General features: G+C 44.0%; 20 protein-coding genes and 2 tRNA genes. 14 read left to right on the top strand and 8 right to left on the bottom strand.

All coding sequences use genetic code 11. The features are described from left to right. Positions 1–44: 44 nt before the first annotated feature. The 6 genes from nusA to tpiA form a co-directional block, all read right to left on the bottom strand. Positions 45–1,529, bottom strand: coding sequence for a transcription termination factor NusA (gene nusA, locus M0N77_RS12060; protein ID WP_353105415.1), 1,485 nt, complete (start codon positions 1,527–1,529; stop codon positions 45–47). 65 nt (positions 1,530–1,594) lie between these two features. Then, positions 1,595–2,095 (bottom strand): ribosome maturation factor RimP, encoded by a 501-nt coding sequence (gene rimP, locus M0N77_RS12055; RefSeq protein ID WP_353105414.1) that lies wholly within the window; start codon positions 2,093–2,095, stop codon positions 1,595–1,597. Positions 2,096–2,589: 494 nt separating this feature from the next. Then, positions 2,590–2,666, bottom strand: a tRNA-Met gene (locus M0N77_RS12050). A 206-nt stretch (positions 2,667–2,872) separates the two neighbouring features. Beyond that, positions 2,873–2,957 (bottom strand) — tRNA-Leu (locus M0N77_RS12045). A 136-nt stretch (positions 2,958–3,093) separates the two neighbouring features. After that, positions 3,094–3,408, bottom strand: coding sequence for a preprotein translocase subunit SecG (gene secG / locus M0N77_RS12040; RefSeq protein ID WP_353105413.1), 315 nt, complete (start codon positions 3,406–3,408; stop codon positions 3,094–3,096). 203 nt (positions 3,409–3,611) lie between these two features. Continuing rightward, the gene (gene tpiA, locus M0N77_RS12035) at positions 3,612–4,439 is read right to left on the bottom strand and encodes a triose-phosphate isomerase (protein ID WP_353105412.1); all 828 of its coding nucleotides are present in this window, start codon (positions 4,437–4,439) and stop codon (positions 3,612–3,614) included. 394 nt (positions 4,440–4,833) lie between these two features. Here tpiA and pilB point away from each other — a divergent pair, with 394 nt between their 5' ends. The 4 genes from pilB (at position 4,834) to coaE (ending at position 9,659) form a co-directional block, all read left to right on the top strand. Beyond that, positions 4,834–6,543, top strand: a complete 1,710-nt coding sequence (gene pilB, locus M0N77_RS12030) for a type IV-A pilus assembly ATPase PilB (protein WP_353105411.1) — start codon at positions 4,834–4,836, stop codon at positions 6,541–6,543. Between the two features lie 131 nt (positions 6,544–6,674). Next, positions 6,675–7,898 (top strand): type II secretion system F family protein, encoded by a 1,224-nt coding sequence (locus M0N77_RS12025; protein WP_353105410.1) that lies wholly within the window; start codon positions 6,675–6,677, stop codon positions 7,896–7,898. 69 nt (positions 7,899–7,967) lie between these two features. Continuing rightward, the gene (locus tag M0N77_RS12020) at positions 7,968–8,867 is read left to right on the top strand and encodes an A24 family peptidase (RefSeq protein ID WP_353105409.1); all 900 of its coding nucleotides are present in this window, start codon (positions 7,968–7,970) and stop codon (positions 8,865–8,867) included. 81 nt (positions 8,868–8,948) lie between these two features. Next, complete coding sequence (gene coaE, locus M0N77_RS12015; protein WP_353105408.1) at positions 8,949–9,659, top strand: dephospho-CoA kinase; 711 nt, start codon at positions 8,949–8,951, stop codon at positions 9,657–9,659. Here coaE and rlmB read toward each other — a convergent pair. Then, on the bottom strand, positions 9,622–10,392 hold the full coding sequence (gene rlmB, locus M0N77_RS12010; protein ID WP_353105407.1) for a 23S rRNA (guanosine(2251)-2'-O)-methyltransferase RlmB: 771 nt from the start codon (positions 10,390–10,392) through the stop codon (positions 9,622–9,624). The two genes, coaE and rlmB, sit on opposite strands and share 38 nt — an antisense overlap. 58 nt (positions 10,393–10,450) lie before the next feature. Then, positions 10,451–10,786, bottom strand: coding sequence for a pyrimidine/purine nucleoside phosphorylase (locus M0N77_RS12005; protein ID WP_353105406.1), 336 nt, complete (start codon positions 10,784–10,786; stop codon positions 10,451–10,453). Positions 10,787–11,378: 592 nt separating this feature from the next. On the opposite strand from M0N77_RS12005, the gene recN reads away from it, so the two are divergent. The 10 genes from recN to M0N77_RS11955 all read left to right on the top strand — a co-directional run bounded on the left by recN (position 11,379) and on the right by M0N77_RS11955 (position 19,296). Then, on the top strand, positions 11,379–13,058 hold the full coding sequence (gene recN, locus M0N77_RS12000) for a DNA repair protein RecN (RefSeq protein ID WP_353105405.1): 1,680 nt from the start codon (positions 11,379–11,381) through the stop codon (positions 13,056–13,058). An 87-nt stretch (positions 13,059–13,145) separates the two neighbouring features. Further along, positions 13,146–13,709 carry a YqgE/AlgH family protein gene (locus M0N77_RS11995; protein ID WP_353105404.1) on the top strand — a complete coding sequence of 188 codons (564 nt, stop codon included), beginning with the start codon at positions 13,146–13,148 and terminating at the stop codon, positions 13,707–13,709. Positions 13,710–13,767: 58 nt separating this feature from the next. After that, entirely contained in the window at positions 13,768–14,328 is a 561-nt protein-coding gene (ruvX, locus tag M0N77_RS11990; protein ID WP_353105403.1) for a Holliday junction resolvase RuvX, read from the top strand. 51 nt (positions 14,329–14,379) lie between these two features. Continuing rightward, positions 14,380–14,895, top strand: coding sequence for a hypothetical protein (locus M0N77_RS11985; RefSeq protein WP_353105402.1), 516 nt, complete (start codon positions 14,380–14,382; stop codon positions 14,893–14,895). Between the two features lie 74 nt (positions 14,896–14,969). Then, entirely contained in the window at positions 14,970–15,296 is a 327-nt protein-coding gene (tusA, locus tag M0N77_RS11980) for a sulfurtransferase TusA (protein ID WP_353105401.1), read from the top strand. 72 nt (positions 15,297–15,368) lie between these two features. Then, entirely contained in the window at positions 15,369–16,559 is a 1,191-nt protein-coding gene (locus M0N77_RS11975) for a class I SAM-dependent methyltransferase (RefSeq protein WP_353105400.1), read from the top strand. 61 nt (positions 16,560–16,620) lie between these two features. Further along, positions 16,621–17,559, top strand: coding sequence for a site-specific tyrosine recombinase XerD (gene xerD / locus M0N77_RS11970; RefSeq protein ID WP_353105399.1), 939 nt, complete (start codon positions 16,621–16,623; stop codon positions 17,557–17,559). A 38-nt stretch (positions 17,560–17,597) separates the two neighbouring features. Continuing rightward, complete coding sequence (locus M0N77_RS11965) at positions 17,598–17,936, top strand: DUF3817 domain-containing protein (RefSeq protein ID WP_353105398.1); 339 nt, start codon at positions 17,598–17,600, stop codon at positions 17,934–17,936. A 138-nt stretch (positions 17,937–18,074) separates the two neighbouring features. After that, a complete protein-coding gene (locus tag M0N77_RS11960) occupies positions 18,075–18,512 on the top strand; it encodes an MgtC/SapB family protein (protein ID WP_353105397.1) in 438 nt (145 codons plus the stop codon). Between the two features lie 163 nt (positions 18,513–18,675). After that, positions 18,676–19,296 carry a methyltransferase gene (locus tag M0N77_RS11955; RefSeq protein ID WP_353105396.1) on the top strand — a complete coding sequence of 207 codons (621 nt, stop codon included), beginning with the start codon at positions 18,676–18,678 and terminating at the stop codon, positions 19,294–19,296. Positions 19,297–19,301 lie beyond the last annotated feature (5 nt).

Below are 19,301 nucleotides of genomic sequence, written 5' to 3'. Positions count from 1 at the left end.
TATCGATAGCATACCACCAAAAGACAGCGATATGCTCCTAATACCTATTCATTGAACCAAGATTCCCGCGCTTTCATAATAAGCTTACCTGCGGTCTCAGCATCTAAACCTTCGATATCCTCTAGTTCAAACACCGCTTGTTCCGCTAGATCATCAAGGGTAATGATGTCTTTTTGCGCCATTTTATAAGCTAAGCTTACCGTCATACCTTCAAGATCTTGTAGTTCTTGACTAGGCTCTTTCATGTTTTGTTGTTTGACCAGCTCTTCTGCGATAACAACTTCTTTCGCTCGCTCTTGAATCATATCAATAGCTTCGTCATCTAAGCCTTCAATATCATAGAAAGTCTCGACTGGCACATAAGCGACTTCCTCAATACTAGTAAAACCAATATCAACTAAGGCTTGTGCTAGATCTTGATCCACCTCTAAACGATCATAAAACAGATCGATAAAGGCTTTGGTCTCATCCTGTTGACGTTTTTGATACTCTTCTTCTAGCATCATATTGAGCTTATAACCGGTCAGCTCTGACGCCAAACGTACGTTTTGGCCTTGTGAGCCAATAGCACGTGCTAGCTGATCATTGGTGCTAAAGACGATATCGGCAGTCTTAGTATCTTCATCTAAGATGATACTGCTCACGTCAGCAGGCTCAAGTGCGCTGATAATAAACTGCGCAGGATCATCCGACCACACTACGACATCAATACGTTCGCCATCAAGCTCTTGCTGCACTGCTTGGATACGCGTACCACGCATACCAATACACGCACCAACCGGATCAATGCGGCTATCGTTAGTCTTTACCGCTATTTTAGCTCTAGTACCTGGCAGACGCGCCACGTTACGGATCTCAATAATCTCTTCGGCAATCTCCGGCACTTCTTTTTGCATCAATGCAGATAGCATCTCAGGGTGCGTACGCGATAATAATAACTGCGCGCCGCGATTATCACGATTGACGTGATATAAAATAGCATTGATACGCGACTTCACCCGTAGCTGCTCACGCGGCAACATCTGATCGCGTGATAAATAGCCTTCAGCGTTGTCACCTAAGTCAATGATAAAGCCGTCACGAGTTTGTTTTTTGACTTCGCCATACATCATCTCGCCAATACGTGGCTCAAAAGCATCGGCTACTAGCGCGCGCTCCGCTTCACGGATCTTTTGGATGATAACTTGCTTAGCTTGCGTGGCTGCAATACGACCAAACTCAATCGATTCAATCTGCTCTTCTTTGATATCGCCGATAGACCACTCATCCGCATCAAGATCAGTAATAGCGAGCTGACAAGCAGGCATCTCATGATCTTCATCAGCAACCACTGTCCAATAGCGATAAGTATCATAATCGCCCGTTTCGCGATTAATAGCTACTCGCACCGCGACTTCAGGCTGCTCGGTGTAGACTTTTTTCTTAGTTGACACCACTAAAGCGTCTTCAATAGCTTCAAAGATATCTTCAGGATTTAAGCCCTTTTCATTACTGACGGTTTCTACTACCGTTAAAATTTCACGACTCATGCTATACCTGTCCTATCATCTTGTAATTGGCTTAAATTTTATTATTGCGCTGTTAATGTCCAGCATTATTCATCTTCATAGATTAAATTGGCTTTGTCGATATTGCTTAGTGCAATCTCAAACTGCTCACCATCAGTGGCGGTCAATTGCAGTGAGCTATCAGTCATACTATCAAGCTTACCAGTGGCTTTACGGCGCTTTTTGTCACCCTGGCCGATAGCTTGTATTAGACGCAGACTAACCGTCTGACCTATATAATCACGCATCTGCTCATCTGAGAAAAAAGCACGATCAAAACCAGGTGACGATACCTCAAGGATATACTCGCCGGCAATAGGGTCGTGTACTTCTAGTACACCGCTGACCTGATGGTTTACTGCCGCGCAATCTTCGATAGTAACCTGTTTATCTTGTGCCTGCTCTTCGGGCAACGACTCAATATAAATCCGCAATAAAGAGCGGTTTCCTTGCGGCGCAAATTCAACGCCCCATAGCGCAACATTACAAGCCGCTACAGCTGGAGCAATGATATTGGTCAATTCTGCAACTTTGGTCGAAAGCTTCATAATTTATTTATAGTTTCCTGTTCACTTATCGATGGTAGCGCTGATAAAAAAGAGCCAAAAAAGCTAATAGTAGAGAAGTATAATATCAAGCTTTACTATCAATCGCTTTTTATAAAGAGACTTACGCTTTAACAATAGTTATTTTTATCAGTACCTAGTGAATCATAATAGGGATTAAATAGTTATCTTCAAGGACAACTTAATAAAGAGTAAAGCAAAAGATAATCTTGCCTACGATTGATGGTAACGTGACAATGAATAATGATTTGTAGCAAGGTATAAGCAGTCATTTAAGCTATCTTTCATAGTTAAACTATTCATTTAACTAAGTAGTTAACTAGCGCTTATTTGACTAAAATGATGAGCAACTACTATAAATAGTTTACTAATCCTAAGCTTTAGGTACAAAAAAACCCACAAACATAATGGTGGGTTAATCGACACTGATATCTCAATACTACAAAAATACTAGTGCAAAAATCAGTATTAAAAAGTGGTAGCGGGGGCTGGATTTGAACCAACGACCTTCGGGTTATGAGCCCGACGAGCTACCAGACTGCTCCACCCCGCAACAATTTAGAATGCATATTATAGGGACTTTTTATCGTCCTGTCAATCTTTATTTAAAACAAACTTTAAATCAAAATTGCTATAACTACATTACTGCCCTAACTTGACTTTAATTATTACTAAAACCAAATAGTATTAACGCTACTCATTATACCTGATAAATAACTAGGATGTAGTTATATATCATTAAAACTTATCGTTAAAAATTGGTGCGATTGGGGGGACTTGAACCCCCACAGCTTGCGCCACCACCCCCTCAAGATGGCGTGTCTACCAATTCCACCACAATCGCTTGTTACTCAACTGTTTAGACCTTTATCTCAGTTAATATCATGCTTGAGGCTGCATCATAAAGATAAGGGTTGTAAAAACAGGCAAGTATTGTAAAACTAACCCTTGCAAATAGCAAGGCCTGCTCATAAAAATAGCTACTGCTGCGGATTATCCGTCAATGGGCGCGGGTTTGCCGGTACAGATAATGATGAGGTATCTAAGCTAATCTGATCTTGAGCTTGTTCACGCGCATGCACCGCTAGTGCCATACTAGTAATAAAGAATATCACAGTTAGGACGGCGGTCGCACGAGTCAAAAAGTTCGCCGTGCCTGCCGCGCCAAATACCGTTCCAGAGGAACCGGCACCAAAAGAGGCGCCTGCATCTGCACCTTTGCCATGCTGTATCAAAATCAGGCCAATCATGGCAATGGCCACGATAATATGCAAGGCTAATATAAAAGTAAACATGCTGTCCTCTTTTGCCGCATAATGACGACTGATAAAATTACAAAGACCATAAACCAAAACTATAAATAAGGCGCATTGTACACGATTACAAGGGCGCTGTTAAACCACTTATAAAACTAAAATACTAAGTTTTTTTGTAAGAGATAACAAAGTGATAGCCGCTATAGAGTCTTTTTTGCTTATCTTATAATCGCTACTACTCTTTAGCTAAAAGCTTTAGCAATGGCTAAAAAGCTCTCAGCTTTTAAAGAAGCACCGCCAACCAAAGCTCCATCTATAACAGGGCTTGCGGCAAAACTATCGGCATTATCGGCATTGACGCTGCCTCCATAAAGCACCGTTATCGCTGGCAGCTTTGATGCAAAGCTTGCTAGCTGCTCTTTGATATGCTTATGAGTGGCGCTGACCTCGCTCACAGTAGGTACTTTGCCCGTACCAATGGCCCAAACCGGCTCATAGGCGATAATGAGCTGCTCAGCTAAGGTATGGTCGAGATCCATAGATTTCGCTATAGGCTGCGCTAGTAGCTGCTTGACCACTTGCAACTGCTCATCGATAACCTTGATAGTGTCTCTCGCATCATACTGAGCTTGAGTTTCACCGATACAAAGAACCGCGCCAAGCTTTTGTTCTAGAGCACAGACTAGCTTTGCAAGCAAAATCTCATTAGATTCTTGATGATATTGACGACGCTCAGAATGGCCTAAGATTGTCCAAGTGGCACCAGCATCTGCTACTTGCTGCGCTGAGCAGTCACCAGTATAAGCACCTACCGTAGCACTATGAGCGCTGATATCTTGCGCTGCGCACAGTATTGAGCTGTCTTGCAAACGGCTACTGACTGCCGATAGATGAATACAACTAGGGGCAAGCATTAATTGGCAAGTCTTTGCTTTATCATGGCTACTATCAGTATTGCTATTATTGACGCTGCGCTCATTGTTAGCCGTTACTATCTCGGTGACTAAAGTCTCAACTTCGCGTTTTGTTGCCGGATTTTGTTTCCAATTGCCAATTACCCAAGCTTGCATAACTCATCTACCTTGTGTCATCTATCATTGCCAGTACGGCTATGGTGCGCGCTAGTATAACAAATATTTGGCAACCGCTATAGTCTCGGTTAGCCGAACCTTAAACTGCACGCTACAGTGCTCGATTGGCTGATAAAAATGACTTTATATGAGTTAGGTGTCTAAACAGTTCTGTCTTTTATAAAGTTTTTGCCTATAATTAGCCATAGCTTTTTTATGACTAATAGCTGATGATAAAAATCATTTATTAATAATGGTTTATCAATATAATATCCCTATAAACAATAAATAGTTTCTTTAAAACTAGTCCAAAAGACAGCTTTTATGAATCGTTAGTTTTAACCGTTATTTAATACTTTAGTTTTGTTTGGCATTACAGTGTCCAGGAGGCTTTATGTCTACCGCTATCAGCAAATTTGGTAGTCTAGCGCAGCAACTAATCAGTGCAGGGTTAGTTAGCGAAGCGAACATGCAAACGGCTCAAGCGGAGTCACAGCAGCAGCAAGTCGGACTGGTCTCTTATTTGGTAGAGCACAAAATGGCCGACGCCTATGAGCTTGCCAAATTGCTATCGCAATCGTTTGGCGACCCTTTATTCGATCTAAATGCGCTAGAAGATGGCATAACTCCTAAAGATCTAGTCGATGAAAACATTGTCCGAAAGTTCAATGCCTTACCCATTTTTAAACGCGGCCAGCAGCTGTTTGTAGCGCTAAGCGATCCCACACGCATCGATGCTATGGATGCCATAGCCTTTAACTCACGGCTCTCTGTCGCCGCTATCATTGTCGAAGAGGATAAGCTCAAAAAACGTATCGACAAAATATATGCCGATACGATGCAAAGCTTTAGTGGTTTTGCTGATGGCGACCTAAATGTTGATTTTGAAGATGATAGTGAAGAGGACGGCGATACTCAACTGAGTACTAGCGTGGATGAAGCGCCAGTGGTCAAGTTTATCAATAAAATGCTAGTCGATGCTATTCGTATGGGAGCCTCTGATCTGCATTTTGAGCCTTATGAAAAAACCTACAGAGTGCGCTTTCGGGTCGATGGTGTGATGCAAAAAATGGCAAATCCGCCTGTACAGTTGGCTAATAAAATAGCAGCTCGACTCAAAGTGATGTCACAAATGGACATCTCTGAGCGCCGTGTACCACAAGATGGACGTATTAAACTTAAAATATCTAAGAATAAAGCTATCGATTTTCGGGTAAACTCCCTGCCAACGCTATTTGGCGAAAAAATCGTCTTGCGTATCTTAGACCCTTCCTCAGCGATGTTAGGGATTGAAGCGCTGGGCTACGAGCCGGATCAAAAAGAGATGTTTTTGGAAGCGCTAAATAAACCGCAGGGCATGTTATTAATCACCGGTCCTACCGGTTCTGGTAAAACAGTCTCACTGTATACTGGAATTAACATTCTTAATACCGGCGAGACCAATATCTCAACCGCTGAAGATCCGGTGGAGATTAACTTAGAGGGCATCAATCAAGTCAACGTTAACCAAAAAGTTGGGCTGACATTTGCTAACGCGCTTAAGTCTTTTTTGCGTCAAGATCCAGATATTGTGATGGTTGGTGAGATTCGAGATTTAGAGACGGCTGAGATTGCGATCAAAGCGGCACAAACCGGCCATTTGGTACTCTCCACACTACATACCAACTCTGCCCCTGAGACCTTGACACGCCTCAAAAATATGGGCGTGGCCTCATTCAATATCGCCACTTCGGTCAATTTAGTTATCGCTCAGCGCTTGGCCCGCCGCTTATGCCAAAACTGCAAAAAACCTATCGATATTCCGCGGCAAAGCTTACTTGAGATCGGCTTTACTAATAGCGATTTGGATAATCCAAACAACCTTATTTATGAGCCTGTCGGCTGCAATGAGTGCCGTGAAGGTTATAAAGGCCGAGTTGGTATTTATGAGGTGATGAAAGTCAATCAAGATATCTCGCGTATCATTATGGAAGATGGTAATGCTATTGATATCAAAGATGCCGCGCTCAAAAATGGCTTTCGTGATTTGCGCCGCTCCGGTATTATGAAAGTGTTGCAAGGAGTGACTTCTATTCAAGAGATGCTGCGAGTTACCTCAGAATAATTCACAATTATCTTGTGGCGATTTAGTCAACGCCTGAGTGTATCTTTAGACATTAGCGAGTTAAAATAAAGCTCACTGTAGCTTGAGCGTTATAAGCTTAGCCCCATTAGATGAGTTTCTAGGAGAGACAAATGGCAAAAGTTAAAACAGATATGCTGCTAGACTTCGTCTATGATGGCGTCAATCGCCGCGGTCAAAAAGTAAAAGGCGAGACTACTAGTCGCAGCTTGGAGTTAGCAAAAGCGACTTTGCGTAAGCAAGGCATCGTGGTCAAAGGCATTAAGAAAAAGCCTAAAGCGTTATTTACTTTCAAAAAAGCCATTAAACCTATTGATATCGCTATATTCTCGCGTCAGCTAGCAACGATGATAAAAGCCGGTATCCCTTTGACCCAGTCCTTTGAGATTGTCGCAGACTCGCTTGATAATCCTAGTATGAAAGAGCTGGTGCTCTCTATAAAAGCGGATATCGAAGCGGGCGGAACTTTTGCAGGCGCTCTGCGTAAGCATCCGCGCTATTTTGACGATTTGTTTTGCTCCTTAGTGGAGTCAGGCGAGCAATCAGGGGCACTTGAAACTATGCTTGAACGGGTTGCCACTTATAAAGAAAAGAGCGAGATACTGAAATCAAAAATAAGAAAAGCGATGAAATATCCGATCGCGGTTATTGTCGTAGCGGTGATTGTAACCATGATTTTGCTCATCAAAGTAGTACCGGTCTTCTCCGATCTGTTTAGCTCTTTTGGCGCAGAACTACCTGCTTTTACGCAGCTGGTAGTCAGTATGTCGGAGTGGATGCAGTCGTGGTGGTTTATTTTGATTATCGTGATTGGTGCCGCTATTGTTTGGTTCTCTGAGGCGAAAAAAAGATCTAAAAAGTTCCGTGATTTTCTAGATCGTCTGACTTTGAAGTTGCCAATATTTGGTAATATCGCTTATCAAGCGATTATTGCTCGCTTCTCTCGTACTCTCTCAACCACTTTTGCCGCTGGGGTACCGCTAATTGATGCTTTGGATTCAACAGCTGGCGCCACCAATAATGTAGTGTTTTATAATGCCACGCAACAAATAAAAAACGATGTCTCAACCGGTCAACAGCTGCAGTTCTCCATGCGTTCAACCAATTTATTTCCTAGTATGGCTATTCAAATGGTCGGTATCGGTGAGGAATCTGGTAGTTTGGAGGAGATGCTCGATAAAGTGGCTACGCATTATGAGAGTGAAGTGGACAACGCTGTCGATGGCTTAACTAGTTTAATGGAGCCGCTGATTATGGCGGTGCTCGGCGTATTAGTGGGTGGCTTAGTCATTGCTATGTACCTGCCGATTTTCCAAATGGGTTCGGTGGTTGGTTAATAGACTATTATTTACTGCTAAACGTTTGATTTCACCATCTACAAGCTATTTGCTAAAGGCAAGCCATTAATGCAATTGATAGAAGTATTACAGAATAATATGAGCGTAGCGCTCGTGGTGTTTGGACTATTAGGTCTATGTGTAGGCAGTTTTTTGAATGTGGTGATCCACCGTGTACCGCTGATGATGTATCATGCTTGGCGGCAAGAATGTAGCGAGTTTATGGCGCAGCAAGCTGATATTAACCCTGAGCAGGCCGACCTTTTGACTCAGACAGTCGCTAAAGATACACCCATTACTTTGAGTCGTCCGGCTTCGCGTTGTCCGCACTGCGCTCATAAGATAAAGTGGTATGAGAATATACCATTAGTGAGCTGGCTGGTACTGCGAGGACGCTGCTCTGATTGCAAAGCGGCTATCGATGTACGTTATCCTATCGTTGAGCTAATCACTGCCTTTCTATCGGCGCTAGTGATTTATCATTTCGGTATCAATGCGCCTGGACTGTCCGCGTTAGTATTGGTCTGGACGCTTATTGCGCTAACCGGCATAGATTTTGATACGCAATTGCTACCTGATAGATTGACTTTTCCATTAGCAGGCCTAGGACTAGCGGTCAATTCGCAAAGCTGGTTTGTCAGCCCTACTGAGTCCATTTGGGGCTTATTACTAGGATTTTTGTCTTTATGGATCGTGGTAAAGGTATTTTATCTTATTACCAAAAAGCAGGGTATGGGTCAGGGCGACTTTAAGCTACTAGCAGTACTTGGCGCTTGGCTTGGGCCGATGATGCTACCGTTAATTATTTTGTTATCGTCATTATTAGGCTCAATCGTTGGTATTATCCTGATGAAAAAACAAGGTGAAAGTAAACCTTTTGCCTTCGGTCCTTATATCGCTATCGCTGGGATTATTGCTTTATTATATGGGACAGATATTGTTAATTGGTATTTGAACATGTATGCCTGATGGTTTTAATTAGCAGATTTTAATTATTAGCTTTTAACTGTTATGGCTTCTTTTATTTTATTGACTAAATAAGTTACTCTTATGACTACAAATAATCGCTCTTCCTCGCAAGCTTATTACTTTGATTCCACCTTACGTCCACAAACTATGAATAATGGCAAAAGTAAAAAGTTAGTGGTAGGTTTGACTGGCGGCATAGGTAGCGGCAAATCGGCCACTAGTGCCTGGTTTGCTGAGCAAGGCATAGACATCATCGATGCCGATGTTATCGCCCATAAAGTGGTTGCTAAAGGTAGCGATACTTTACGCCGTATACAAAGAAAGTTTGGCGATTGGGCTATTAATGAGCAAGGTGAGATGGATCGTGCGGCGATGAGAACGCATGTCTTTGCCAATCCTGAAGCACTTATTGAGCTAGAGGCTATCACTCATCCAGCGATAAGAGAGGCGGCCAAAGAACAGCTAGCGGCTAGCACTTCTGAGTATATTATTCTCTCAGCGCCACTGTTAATAGAGGCGGCAGAAGCGGGCCTAGCTAATCTATGTCAGCGTATTTTGGTGGTCGATGCTAGCGTAGAGACTCAACTTGAGCGAGCCAGCCTGCGTGATGATCAAAGTGCAGTAAAGATTAAGGCGATTATGGCTAATCAGTTAAGCCGTGAAGAACGTAATAGCCATGCTGATGATGTGGTGGTCAATGACAATGATTTAGCGGCGCTGCATCTGCAACTTAAGCCGCTACATCAAAATTATCTTAGTCTTGCTCAGCAGCTAAAGTTCGCTGCCGATTGATCTCATAGAGCGCCATACCGGTAGCTACGCTCACGTTTAGGCTTTGTAGGTTGCCCTGTGCGTTACCTAGCATCGGTATGTAAACGAGCTCATCACAGCTCTCAAGGGTCAATCGGCGCATGCCCTCGCCTTCAGATCCCATGATTAACGCCGTTTTGCCGGTCATATCAGCCTGATGTATTGGCTTTGCGTGAGCCTCTAAAGCGGTGCCAAAAACGAATACTCCTGCACTCTTGATCTGCGCTAACGTCCGCGCTAGATTAGTAACACTAATAATCGGCATCATCTCCGCTGCGCCCACTGAAACCTTAGCTACCGTTGGCGTTAGGCTTGCGGCATGATGCTTAGGACAGACTACTGCATCAACGCCCATCGCTACTGCCGTGCGCAAACAAGCGCCAAAATTATGGGCATCGGTAATCTGATCGAGCACCAACAATAAGCAATTGTCTTGCGCCATGACTTCATCTAGCAGCCCTTCATCAGCAAAAGCTAACGGACGTGCCTGCATAACCACGCCTTGATGGTGCGGACTCCCACACAATTGAGTGAGCTTGTCTTTTTGGGTAGGCTGAATACTGACGCCATTGTCCTTTGCTGTAGCCATAATAGCTTGCACATGGCTATCACTTTCACGGCCCTGCTGCACAAATAAACTTAAAGCCTCTAAAGGACGATGCTCAAGTAAAGCATCAATGGCGTGAATACCATAAAAATAACTGGGTTTTGCCATAAATTGGCCTATTAATTAGCAAATGAATAAGGTCTAAGCAGGCTAACGTCTTAAGCGCTTAGCCTTCTAGATGGCAAATATATTGGACGATCTCTTCAGTACGCAAGTTAAAGCTGCTATTGCCTTCTACCACAAAAGATTGACCTGCGCGGTAGTAGCTAAAATCCTCATCACCATTGATCTTGACTTCACACTCGCCGCTGATAATCTCGATACGCTCAGAGGTGTTGGTACTAAAGTGATATTGTTCTACGCTGCTATCGCAAGGCAGGATAACCCCCAAGGTCTTATGCTGACCGCTTTCAAACATAATAGTGTGGCTCGAACAACGTCCATCATACGATATTGTGGCCTGAGCATTGACGGTCACATTGGTAAACTTTGCCGCTGGCATAGTGGCTTCCTTATCAAATAATTATTGCTAAACTAAAAAATAAGTGCTCCATTTAGAGCTTACTTCGATCTTTAAGAGTTATTACTATTTATTTTTACCTACTAAAACTGCCTATAAACTATTGTCCTAACCTTGCTACTTTTGCTGCATAAAAGCATCTTTTTAGCAAAAGGTAGAGTGACAGAGTTTTGTGATTAGGTGAGATTATGCTACCACATTATATCTGCAAAGTTTGTTAAAGGGCGGATGAAATATTATTATTTGGCGTGAGGCTATCTCAAAGCTAGAGTTCTAGTAAAGGCTTAATTGATGGCTTGGTTAAATGAATTTTTTAGCAGTAAAAGCTAATAATGGCGGCTATAGTGTTGTAAAATAACTAAATTCTGCTAGATAAGTTAATACTGATGATAGTTATCATTTAGTAGTCTTTACTGCTAATTCTTAGCTACAAAACGATATTTATTCCTCTATCCTATCTAATATTCCCCTATAATAATCATTTGATGCTGCTAATTAGCTGGTTTTTTATGCCTTTGCGGTACGCCGCTCGCTATAATTTTTAGTCCCCTATTGTCTGTTATGAGAGGCTTTGATGCTGTTATCATTAACCTTGTACCAATTTGCGCTAATCGCTGAGCATGAACTTAGTGTTGCCGAAGGTTTTAACGTAATCACTGGCGAGACCGGCGCTGGCAAGTCGCTATTGCTCGATGCGCTATCGCTGTGTATAGGTGAGCGCGCTGATAGTGCGATGGTGCGACATGGAGCCGCGCATGCTGATATTTATGCGCAGTTTGATGTCACTGATAATTCAGTCGTTGCTGATTGGTTTGCTAGTAATGAGCGCACTTTGGAGGAGCCTGAAGTGCTTATTCGCCGTCAGCTTAGCAATAGTGGCCGCTCAAAAGCTTGGCTTAATGGCGCGCCGGTCAGCCTAGCGGAGCTCAAAAGCTTGGGCGTGTTGCTGGTTAATATTCATAGCCAACATGCCCAGCAAGCGCTATTAAAACCACAGTTTGTAGTGCAGTGGCTAGATGAGATGGCGCAGATAACGCCTTTAGTCGCCCAAACTGCCACTCACTATCAGCAGTATCAACAGCTCAAGCGCCGCGCTGATGATATCGCTAGCCGCGCCGCTCAGCGCCAAGATCGTATGCAATTATTGCAAAGTCAATTAGCCGACATTGCGCCGCTACTTGCAGTCGACTATAACGAGATAGAAGCCGAGCATGAAGAGCTATCTAACATCGAAGCGCTGATGCAAGAGGCCAGTCACGGTCTACACTTGCTTGATAACGACGGCGATGAGCCGGACGTCATGACTTTGCTTGGGCAAGCAATCAAGCTCTGTGACAATCAACTAGGCGTCAGTCAGACCTTTGAGCAAGCCTCAGAGCAGCTGCATCTAGCGCAGCAACAAATCACCGAAGTTACCGCGATGCTGTCAGATTATGCCGAGCAGCAATTGCCTGATCCTGAGCGCTTGCAGACCCTCGATAACCTCATAAGCTTAGGCCATCGTCTGTCGCGTAAGCATGGCTTGCCTGCTAGTGACTTGGTTACGGAAGCTCATGACTGGCAGCAGCAGCTAGAGCAGCTAGAGAATGAACCGTCTAGCGATGCTTTGGCGGCACAAATCGACGAGGCTTGGCAAGAGTATTTAACTTCTGCAAAAGCGCTGCATAAAGCTCGAACAAAAGCCGCCCCTGCTATTTGTGCACAATTAGTCGCACAATTACAGCCGCTAGCACTACCAAATGCTCGCTGTGAGTTTGTCTTTACCAAAAAACCGACAGAATCCGCTTACAACGCGCAGGGCTGTTATGATATTGAGCTGTTATTTAGCGCTAACGTTGGTATGCCGATGCAGCCTTTGCATAAGATTGCCTCAGGAGGTGAGCTGTCGCGTATGGCATTAGTGATGCAGGTTTTACAAGCGATTAGTAGCGATAATAATGCCGCCAAGCCGATGCTAGTCTTCGATGAAGTCGATGTTGGTATCAGTGGCGGCACCGCGCAAGTGGTCGGTGAGCTACTGCGTACTTTAGGGCAAACTCAGCAGCTACTAGCAATCACCCATCAAGCGCAAGTAGCGGCGCAAGCCCATCAACATATCTTGGTACAAAAGCATCATCATGAGCAAACGCAAAGCGAGCTTGTGATACTGACCGATAGCGCACAAGTCGATGAGCTGGCGAGAATGTCAGGCGGCGTAACGATTACTGAGGTCACGCGTGACCATGCGCGTAGCTTGCTCACCGATGTTAAGTAGCCGTTTACTTGACTAAAAACGCTTGTTGATTTTCGAGCTAAGAGTGCCATATAGTAGTATCTACCTTTTTATGTGGTCTTGGTACCTATGTCTACTGCTAATTTAACTCATCACTTCTTGATTGCCGCGCCAGAGCTGCCAGACCCAAGGTTTGAGCAGGCGCTGATTTATATTTGTCGCCATGATAAGCATGGCGCTTTAGGTCTTATGGTTAATCGCCCGTTAGAGAATGCGCGGGTCGGCAAACTATTGGAGGACTTAAATATTGAGGTCACTGACCCGCAAGTAATGGAAGATCTGGCACTTGAGGGCGGTCCTATGTATCCTGAGGTTGGCTTTGTATTGCATACCGGTCAACCGGAATGGGCATCTTCCTTTGCCATCTCAGAGAATGTCTGCATTACCACTAGTCAAGACGTGCTCAAACGTATCGCTGCAGGCCAAGGCGTTGGCCATTATCAGCTGTGCTTGGGTCATGCTAGCTGGGGTAAAAAACAGCTAGATCGTGAGCTTAGTAATGGCGACTGGCTAGTTTGTCCGGCAGATCTTACTATCTTATTTGATACGCCATTCGATGAGCGTTGGCAGCTTGCCGCTGATAAAATAGGCGTTAATTTTGACTATTTAAGTAGTGATATTGGACATGCTTAATGGCCTAGATTGCGTCATTTAAATAATAGCTTTAACGAATATAGGAAGATGCTTTTTTATGGTAGATAGCACCTTGATTACTGATAATAAAGCGGTAGAGCTGCCTGTTAATGGTGCTGACGATAGTGGTGCGCTGGCAGCACTAGAGGTACAGCCAAAAGACCATCTTATTTTGGGCCTAGATTATGGGGTAAAAAAGATGGGGATGGCACTAGGTAATAGTGTTACCGAAACGGCGCGTGCCTTTGATATTTTGGCAATGAATAATGGTCAGCCTGATTGGGATAACCTAATTGGCATTATAAAAACCTGGGGCGTCACTCAAGTTATCGTGGGTCTGCCACTGAATATGGACGGCAGCCGCTCAATGCTAAGCAGGCGCGCGCATAAGTTCGCTCGCCGCTTAGCGCATAGGCTGATGGAGCAGCACATGCCAGTAGTAGTTAGAATGTGTGATGAGCGACTGACATCAGTAGCAGCACGCGAGATAGCTTGGGACAATGGCTGGATCGACGATGAGCGTGATGCTATCGATGATATCTCGGCCTGTATTTTATTATCAACTTACTTCTCTGATCCCAATAGCGCTATGGCAATTGATACTATCAAAGCGGATTAGCCAACCTTACTTTAATCTCTGTTAATTTTATACGGATAAATGACTGATCTTATGACCACTGCCCCGCACCAAGCAAGCCCTTATGGTATCCCTCCGCTAGCTATCGCCCGTATCAAAGGCGCGCAAAAGGCCAACAAGATCGCCATTTATATGATATTGGCGGCGTTAGTGGCTTTTGTGGTGTTTGGCACTATCGCTAGTATCAAAATCTTTCATGACAATCAGCTACTGTATCGACTATTTTATAATTTGCCTTTTATTCTAATCGCGCTGACGATTCCGATCACTATTTATAATGCGTTCGTGATTTATCGCTATCGTCTCAGTCAGTCATCGATGGTCATTATGACTATTGGGGTCTCAAGCATTATTCTTATCGGCGGGCTGTTATTTGCCGATACCGCTTGGTTAGGATTGGCTTCTTGGCTTGGCGTGGCTTTTTTATTTAAAGTCAGCTTTAAGCGCTTTTTCGATTTTGTTGAGGCAGAGACCGAAAGTGAGACTAACAGCGATGTAGCGACAGTTAACAATGCAAAATATTTTGAACAGACACCTCCTAATGCTTAATTTAAGCAGCTAGTTTTTTTATAACCTTTTAGCCTTTTAACACTCATTTAATGACTATTTATAAAGCTACGACTATGACGACTTCTATAGCAAACACTCTAATCAACCATCATTTGGATACGCAAGGACTGATTTGTCCAGAGCCTGTCATGATGCTGCATCGTACTATTCGCCAAGCGGATAACGGTGAGATCATCGAAATACTGGCGACCGATCCGGCGACGACTCGCGATATTCCTAACTTTTGTCGCCATTTAGGTCATGAATTGGTTCATCAAGAAACCGTCGCTGAAAAGGTAGATCTAGTAGTAGATCCTGATGAGATTACTATTGACAGCGATGCCAATGAACCGTCTAGCGCAACGCTATATCGTTATTTAGTGAAGAAAAAGAGTGCCTGATGTTTAGTGCGTATTGTTTAATATTTAGCGTATTGTAAGGAAAGCCTCATCCATAAAATAAAGGTAGATGATGTGATAGCCATAGAAAAGCAGTATGTGCAGTGGTCTGAGAATAACGATTTACATCATGCTCGCTGGTTATCTGCAAGTGCTCATCTACCGCCTGCGCGTCTGGTGTTAGTCGATGATAAAACTACAGCGGATGAAGCTTATCGGCTGGCCTGCGCCGGTACTTCGATGCTCTATCGTGGCGATTTTCATAATGCGCGGCAACTATTGCAAGCTATTACCCGCCGTATTGAGCGCACAGAACAGCGTTCTGAAAAACGTAGATTAAGCAAAGCCGCCAGTCAGTCCATAGAGAAATCAAAAGATATTCCAAACCTGTTTCATCAGCAGCGCCAAACTACCGCTCAGCGCTCACGCCTGTTAAGCCGTTTGCTACTAGAGCTTGATGCTGATTATATTAGCCAACTGCGCCGTGCTCCTGAGTTTAATAAGGCTTGTATAGCCGCTTTTGGAGCGCTAGATAAAGAAGATAAGACGTGTGTACTGTCGTTTCGTGATTTGCAAGGGGCCTTAGGCGCGGCAGGCTGGCGCGACAAAGGTGTGCCGATTAAGGCTTTAGACTTATCGATATTTCCGCATTATGGTGTCTTTGCGCCCACCCGTCACGAATATGTACAGCTACTGCTTGCTGCGCCTTCGCCTGATGATTGTGCTACCGCTTATGACATCGGCACCGGTACCGGATTGTTGGCAATAGTTTTAGCCCAGCGCGGCATAAAACAAATTATCGCCACAGACTTAAATCCACGCGCACTTACGTGTGCTGAAGATAACTTTGAGCGTTCAAAATTAGATAGTGTGCAGCTGCAGCAAGCCGATCTATTTCCTACTGACGCACCGTTAGCTAATTTGATCGTTTGTAATCCGCCTTGGCTACCTGCCAAACCAACCTCGCCGCTTGAATATTCCGTTTATGATGAACAAAGCAAGATGCTGCGTGGATTATTGCAGGGCGCAACACAACATCTAGCCGAGCAAGGAGAGATTTGGCTGATTTTGTCAGACTTAGCTGAGCATTTGCAGCTGCGTAGCCGTGATGAATTATTAAGCTGGTTTATAGATGCAGATCTGTCCATAAAATACCGTCTTGATACTGAGCCTAAGCACGGTCGTAGTCAAGATAAAACTGATCCGCTATATGCAGCGCGTAGTAACGAGATTACTTCTTTGTGGTGTTTGGTAAGAAAGCCTTAGCTTTCATGGTGTGCGGGGCGCATCCTACCTGCTTCTTTATAGTGTTTAGTGAGTACATTCTATGAGCCGTGATCGCGCCGTACAACAACGTCAACCCAAAGCACTAGCCGTTGATGATGAACCAGCCTATATCACTGAGTTTCGCCAAGCGATGCTAGCCCGCGGACTGGCAACGCGCACTCGCAACGCTTATGTGCGCGATTTGCGCTCATGTGAGCTTACTCAGCATAAAGCACTGACGCAGTGGCAGGCTGCAGAAGTATTACATTGCCTATCCTTACTGACCCAAGAAGGCAAAACGCCGCGCACGCAGGCGCGGATGCTCTCAAGCCTACGCCAATTCTATCTTTGGATGATCGCTAGCAATCTACGCGAAGACAACCCTTGCGAGCGGATCAAAACCCCAAAGCTAGGTCGTCCACTACCCAAAGACTTAAGCGAGGCGGATGTTGATAATTTGCTCGCGGCCCCTGATACCAGCACCGCTTTAGGATTACGTGATAAAGCCATGCTGGAGGTACTCTATGCTTGTGGCCTACGCGTCAGTGAGCTGGTCAATTTATCATTAGAGCAAGTCAATCTAAACTCAGGTTGGCTACAAATCACTGGTAAAGGTAATAAGACGCGGCTCGTGCCATTGGGAGAATATGCAGCAGACGCCTTGGAGGATTATCTGACTCATGGTCGTGGTGATTTAATCGCGCATTTGAAATCAGGCAATTGCCAAGCGGTATTTTTGACGGCGCAAGGCGGTTATATGACCAGGCAGAATTTTTGGTACTTATTAAAAAAATATGCCAAAGTCGCTAGTATCGATAAGGATTTATCGCCGCATACTTTACGTCATGCCTTTGCTACTCACCTGCTCAATCATGGTGCGGATCTGCGTAGCGTACAGTTATTATTAGGTCATAGTGATTTATCAACCACGCAAATTTATACCCACGTGGCGACCGCAAGATTGCAAAAATTGCATGCTGAGCATCATCCGCGTGGCTAGAATTAAATATTTATTAATGGTCGTAAAAGGAATATAAAGTGTCGCAAGCTCAGGCATCTAGCCTGCCTACTCTAACAAACAGTCAAAACTCTGCACTCAAAACTTTAACTATTATGGGTTATTTAGAAGGCACGTCTTTTTTGTTGCTGCTAGGTATTGCTATGCCGCTAAAGTATCTGCTGGATATTCCTGAACCTGTGAGATATATCGGTATGGCGCATGGAGCCTTATTTATCGCTTATATCCTAATACTTATTTATGCTGCGAGTAAAATAAAACTGCCGCTTTGGGCATTACCTGCTGGGGTGCTTGGCTCGTTTTTACCCTTTGGCCCATTTATATTTGATCATCTGCTAAAAAAGCATTTGCGAGGGTAAAATTATAAAAATATCCACTCAAAGCATACTCCACAAAAAAATCCATTCAAATCCTTAACTAAAAACCGACACCGCAGTCGCCACACTATTTATAATAGAGTCTAGGCCGTGTTACTGTTATAGACAAGGAGGTGAGCTATGTTTGGCTTCGATATTGATATGGATTTGATGAAATATCACTTCTTTCAATTAGGTATTGCTTTTATATTATCGCTACCCATTGCCCTTAACCGCGAGATGAAAGATAGCGGCGCAGGCCTTAGAACCTTTCCTTTGGTGTGTATTGCCTCTTGCGCCTTTATGCTAGTCGGCCGCGATATTTATCAAGAAGGCGACGCTGAGGCACGTATTATGTACGCTATCATCACCGGTATGGGCTTTATCGGTGGTGGCGCTATTTTTAAGAGTAGTGGCAGTGTCAAAGGCACGGCTACCGCGGCTGGGCTTTGGAATACTGGCGCTATCGGCATCTCCGTAGCTTACAGTCGTTATGAGATTGCTATAATTTTATCAGTAGTGAGTTTTTTGATATTGCAGTTCTCTGAGCCGTTTAAGACAGATGATAACTCAAAATAACATCACCTTTTGATAATACTTCACGTTTTTGTCATCTCTAGTCCTACAAATCACTTAAATCCATAGCTGCAATACTGGCCTTTTAGGGCTACAATACGCCTTAACTTATAAGCTTATCTCTGCAAGTTTTTAACCTTTTACTCAATAATTATCTGAGAATTTCATGAGCCACTCTACAAATCATCGCCCCCCTGCTGAGCTACTAAAAAACGCTGAACACTGGCGCGAAGATATTCATTTTCGTCAAGAGGTACTCGGCAAGCCTTTTGATTTTGCCACCACTTGGGGTATTTTTTCCCCGCAAAAGCTTGATGACGGTAGCCTGATGCTACTCGATTATATTGACTTTCAACAAGATGATGATTCGATAGATTTGGGCTGTGGTTATGGGGTGCTTGGTATGACGGCAGCGCGCGAGTGCCCGAATGGTCAGCATACTTTAATTGATAAAGACTTTATGGCGGTAGAGTATGCGCGGCGCAATTGCGAAAACAACGGCTTGACTAACGTCGATGTGCATTTATCAAACGGCTTTAATCATGTGGCGGCGGATAAAGACTTTAGTTTAGTGATGTCAAACTTGCCTGCCAAAGTAGGTAAAGAGCAGCATTATTTATATTTTCTTGATGCTTATGCACGTATGCGCCAAGGCGGTCGTTTTTATGTAGTGACTATCAATGGTCTGCGCCAATTTATGAAACGCTCGTTTACTGAAGTGTTTGGCAATAGTGACAAGGTAAAACAAGGCAAGACTTATACTATTACTATGGCGGTTAAAGAGTAGTTTTC

Origin of the sequence: Psychrobacter sp. AH5 (assembly GCF_040371085.1) — a bacterium.
Classification (GTDB): Bacteria; Pseudomonadota; Gammaproteobacteria; order Pseudomonadales; family Moraxellaceae; genus Psychrobacter.
This window is presented reverse-complemented; position numbering and strand designations above follow the sequence as displayed.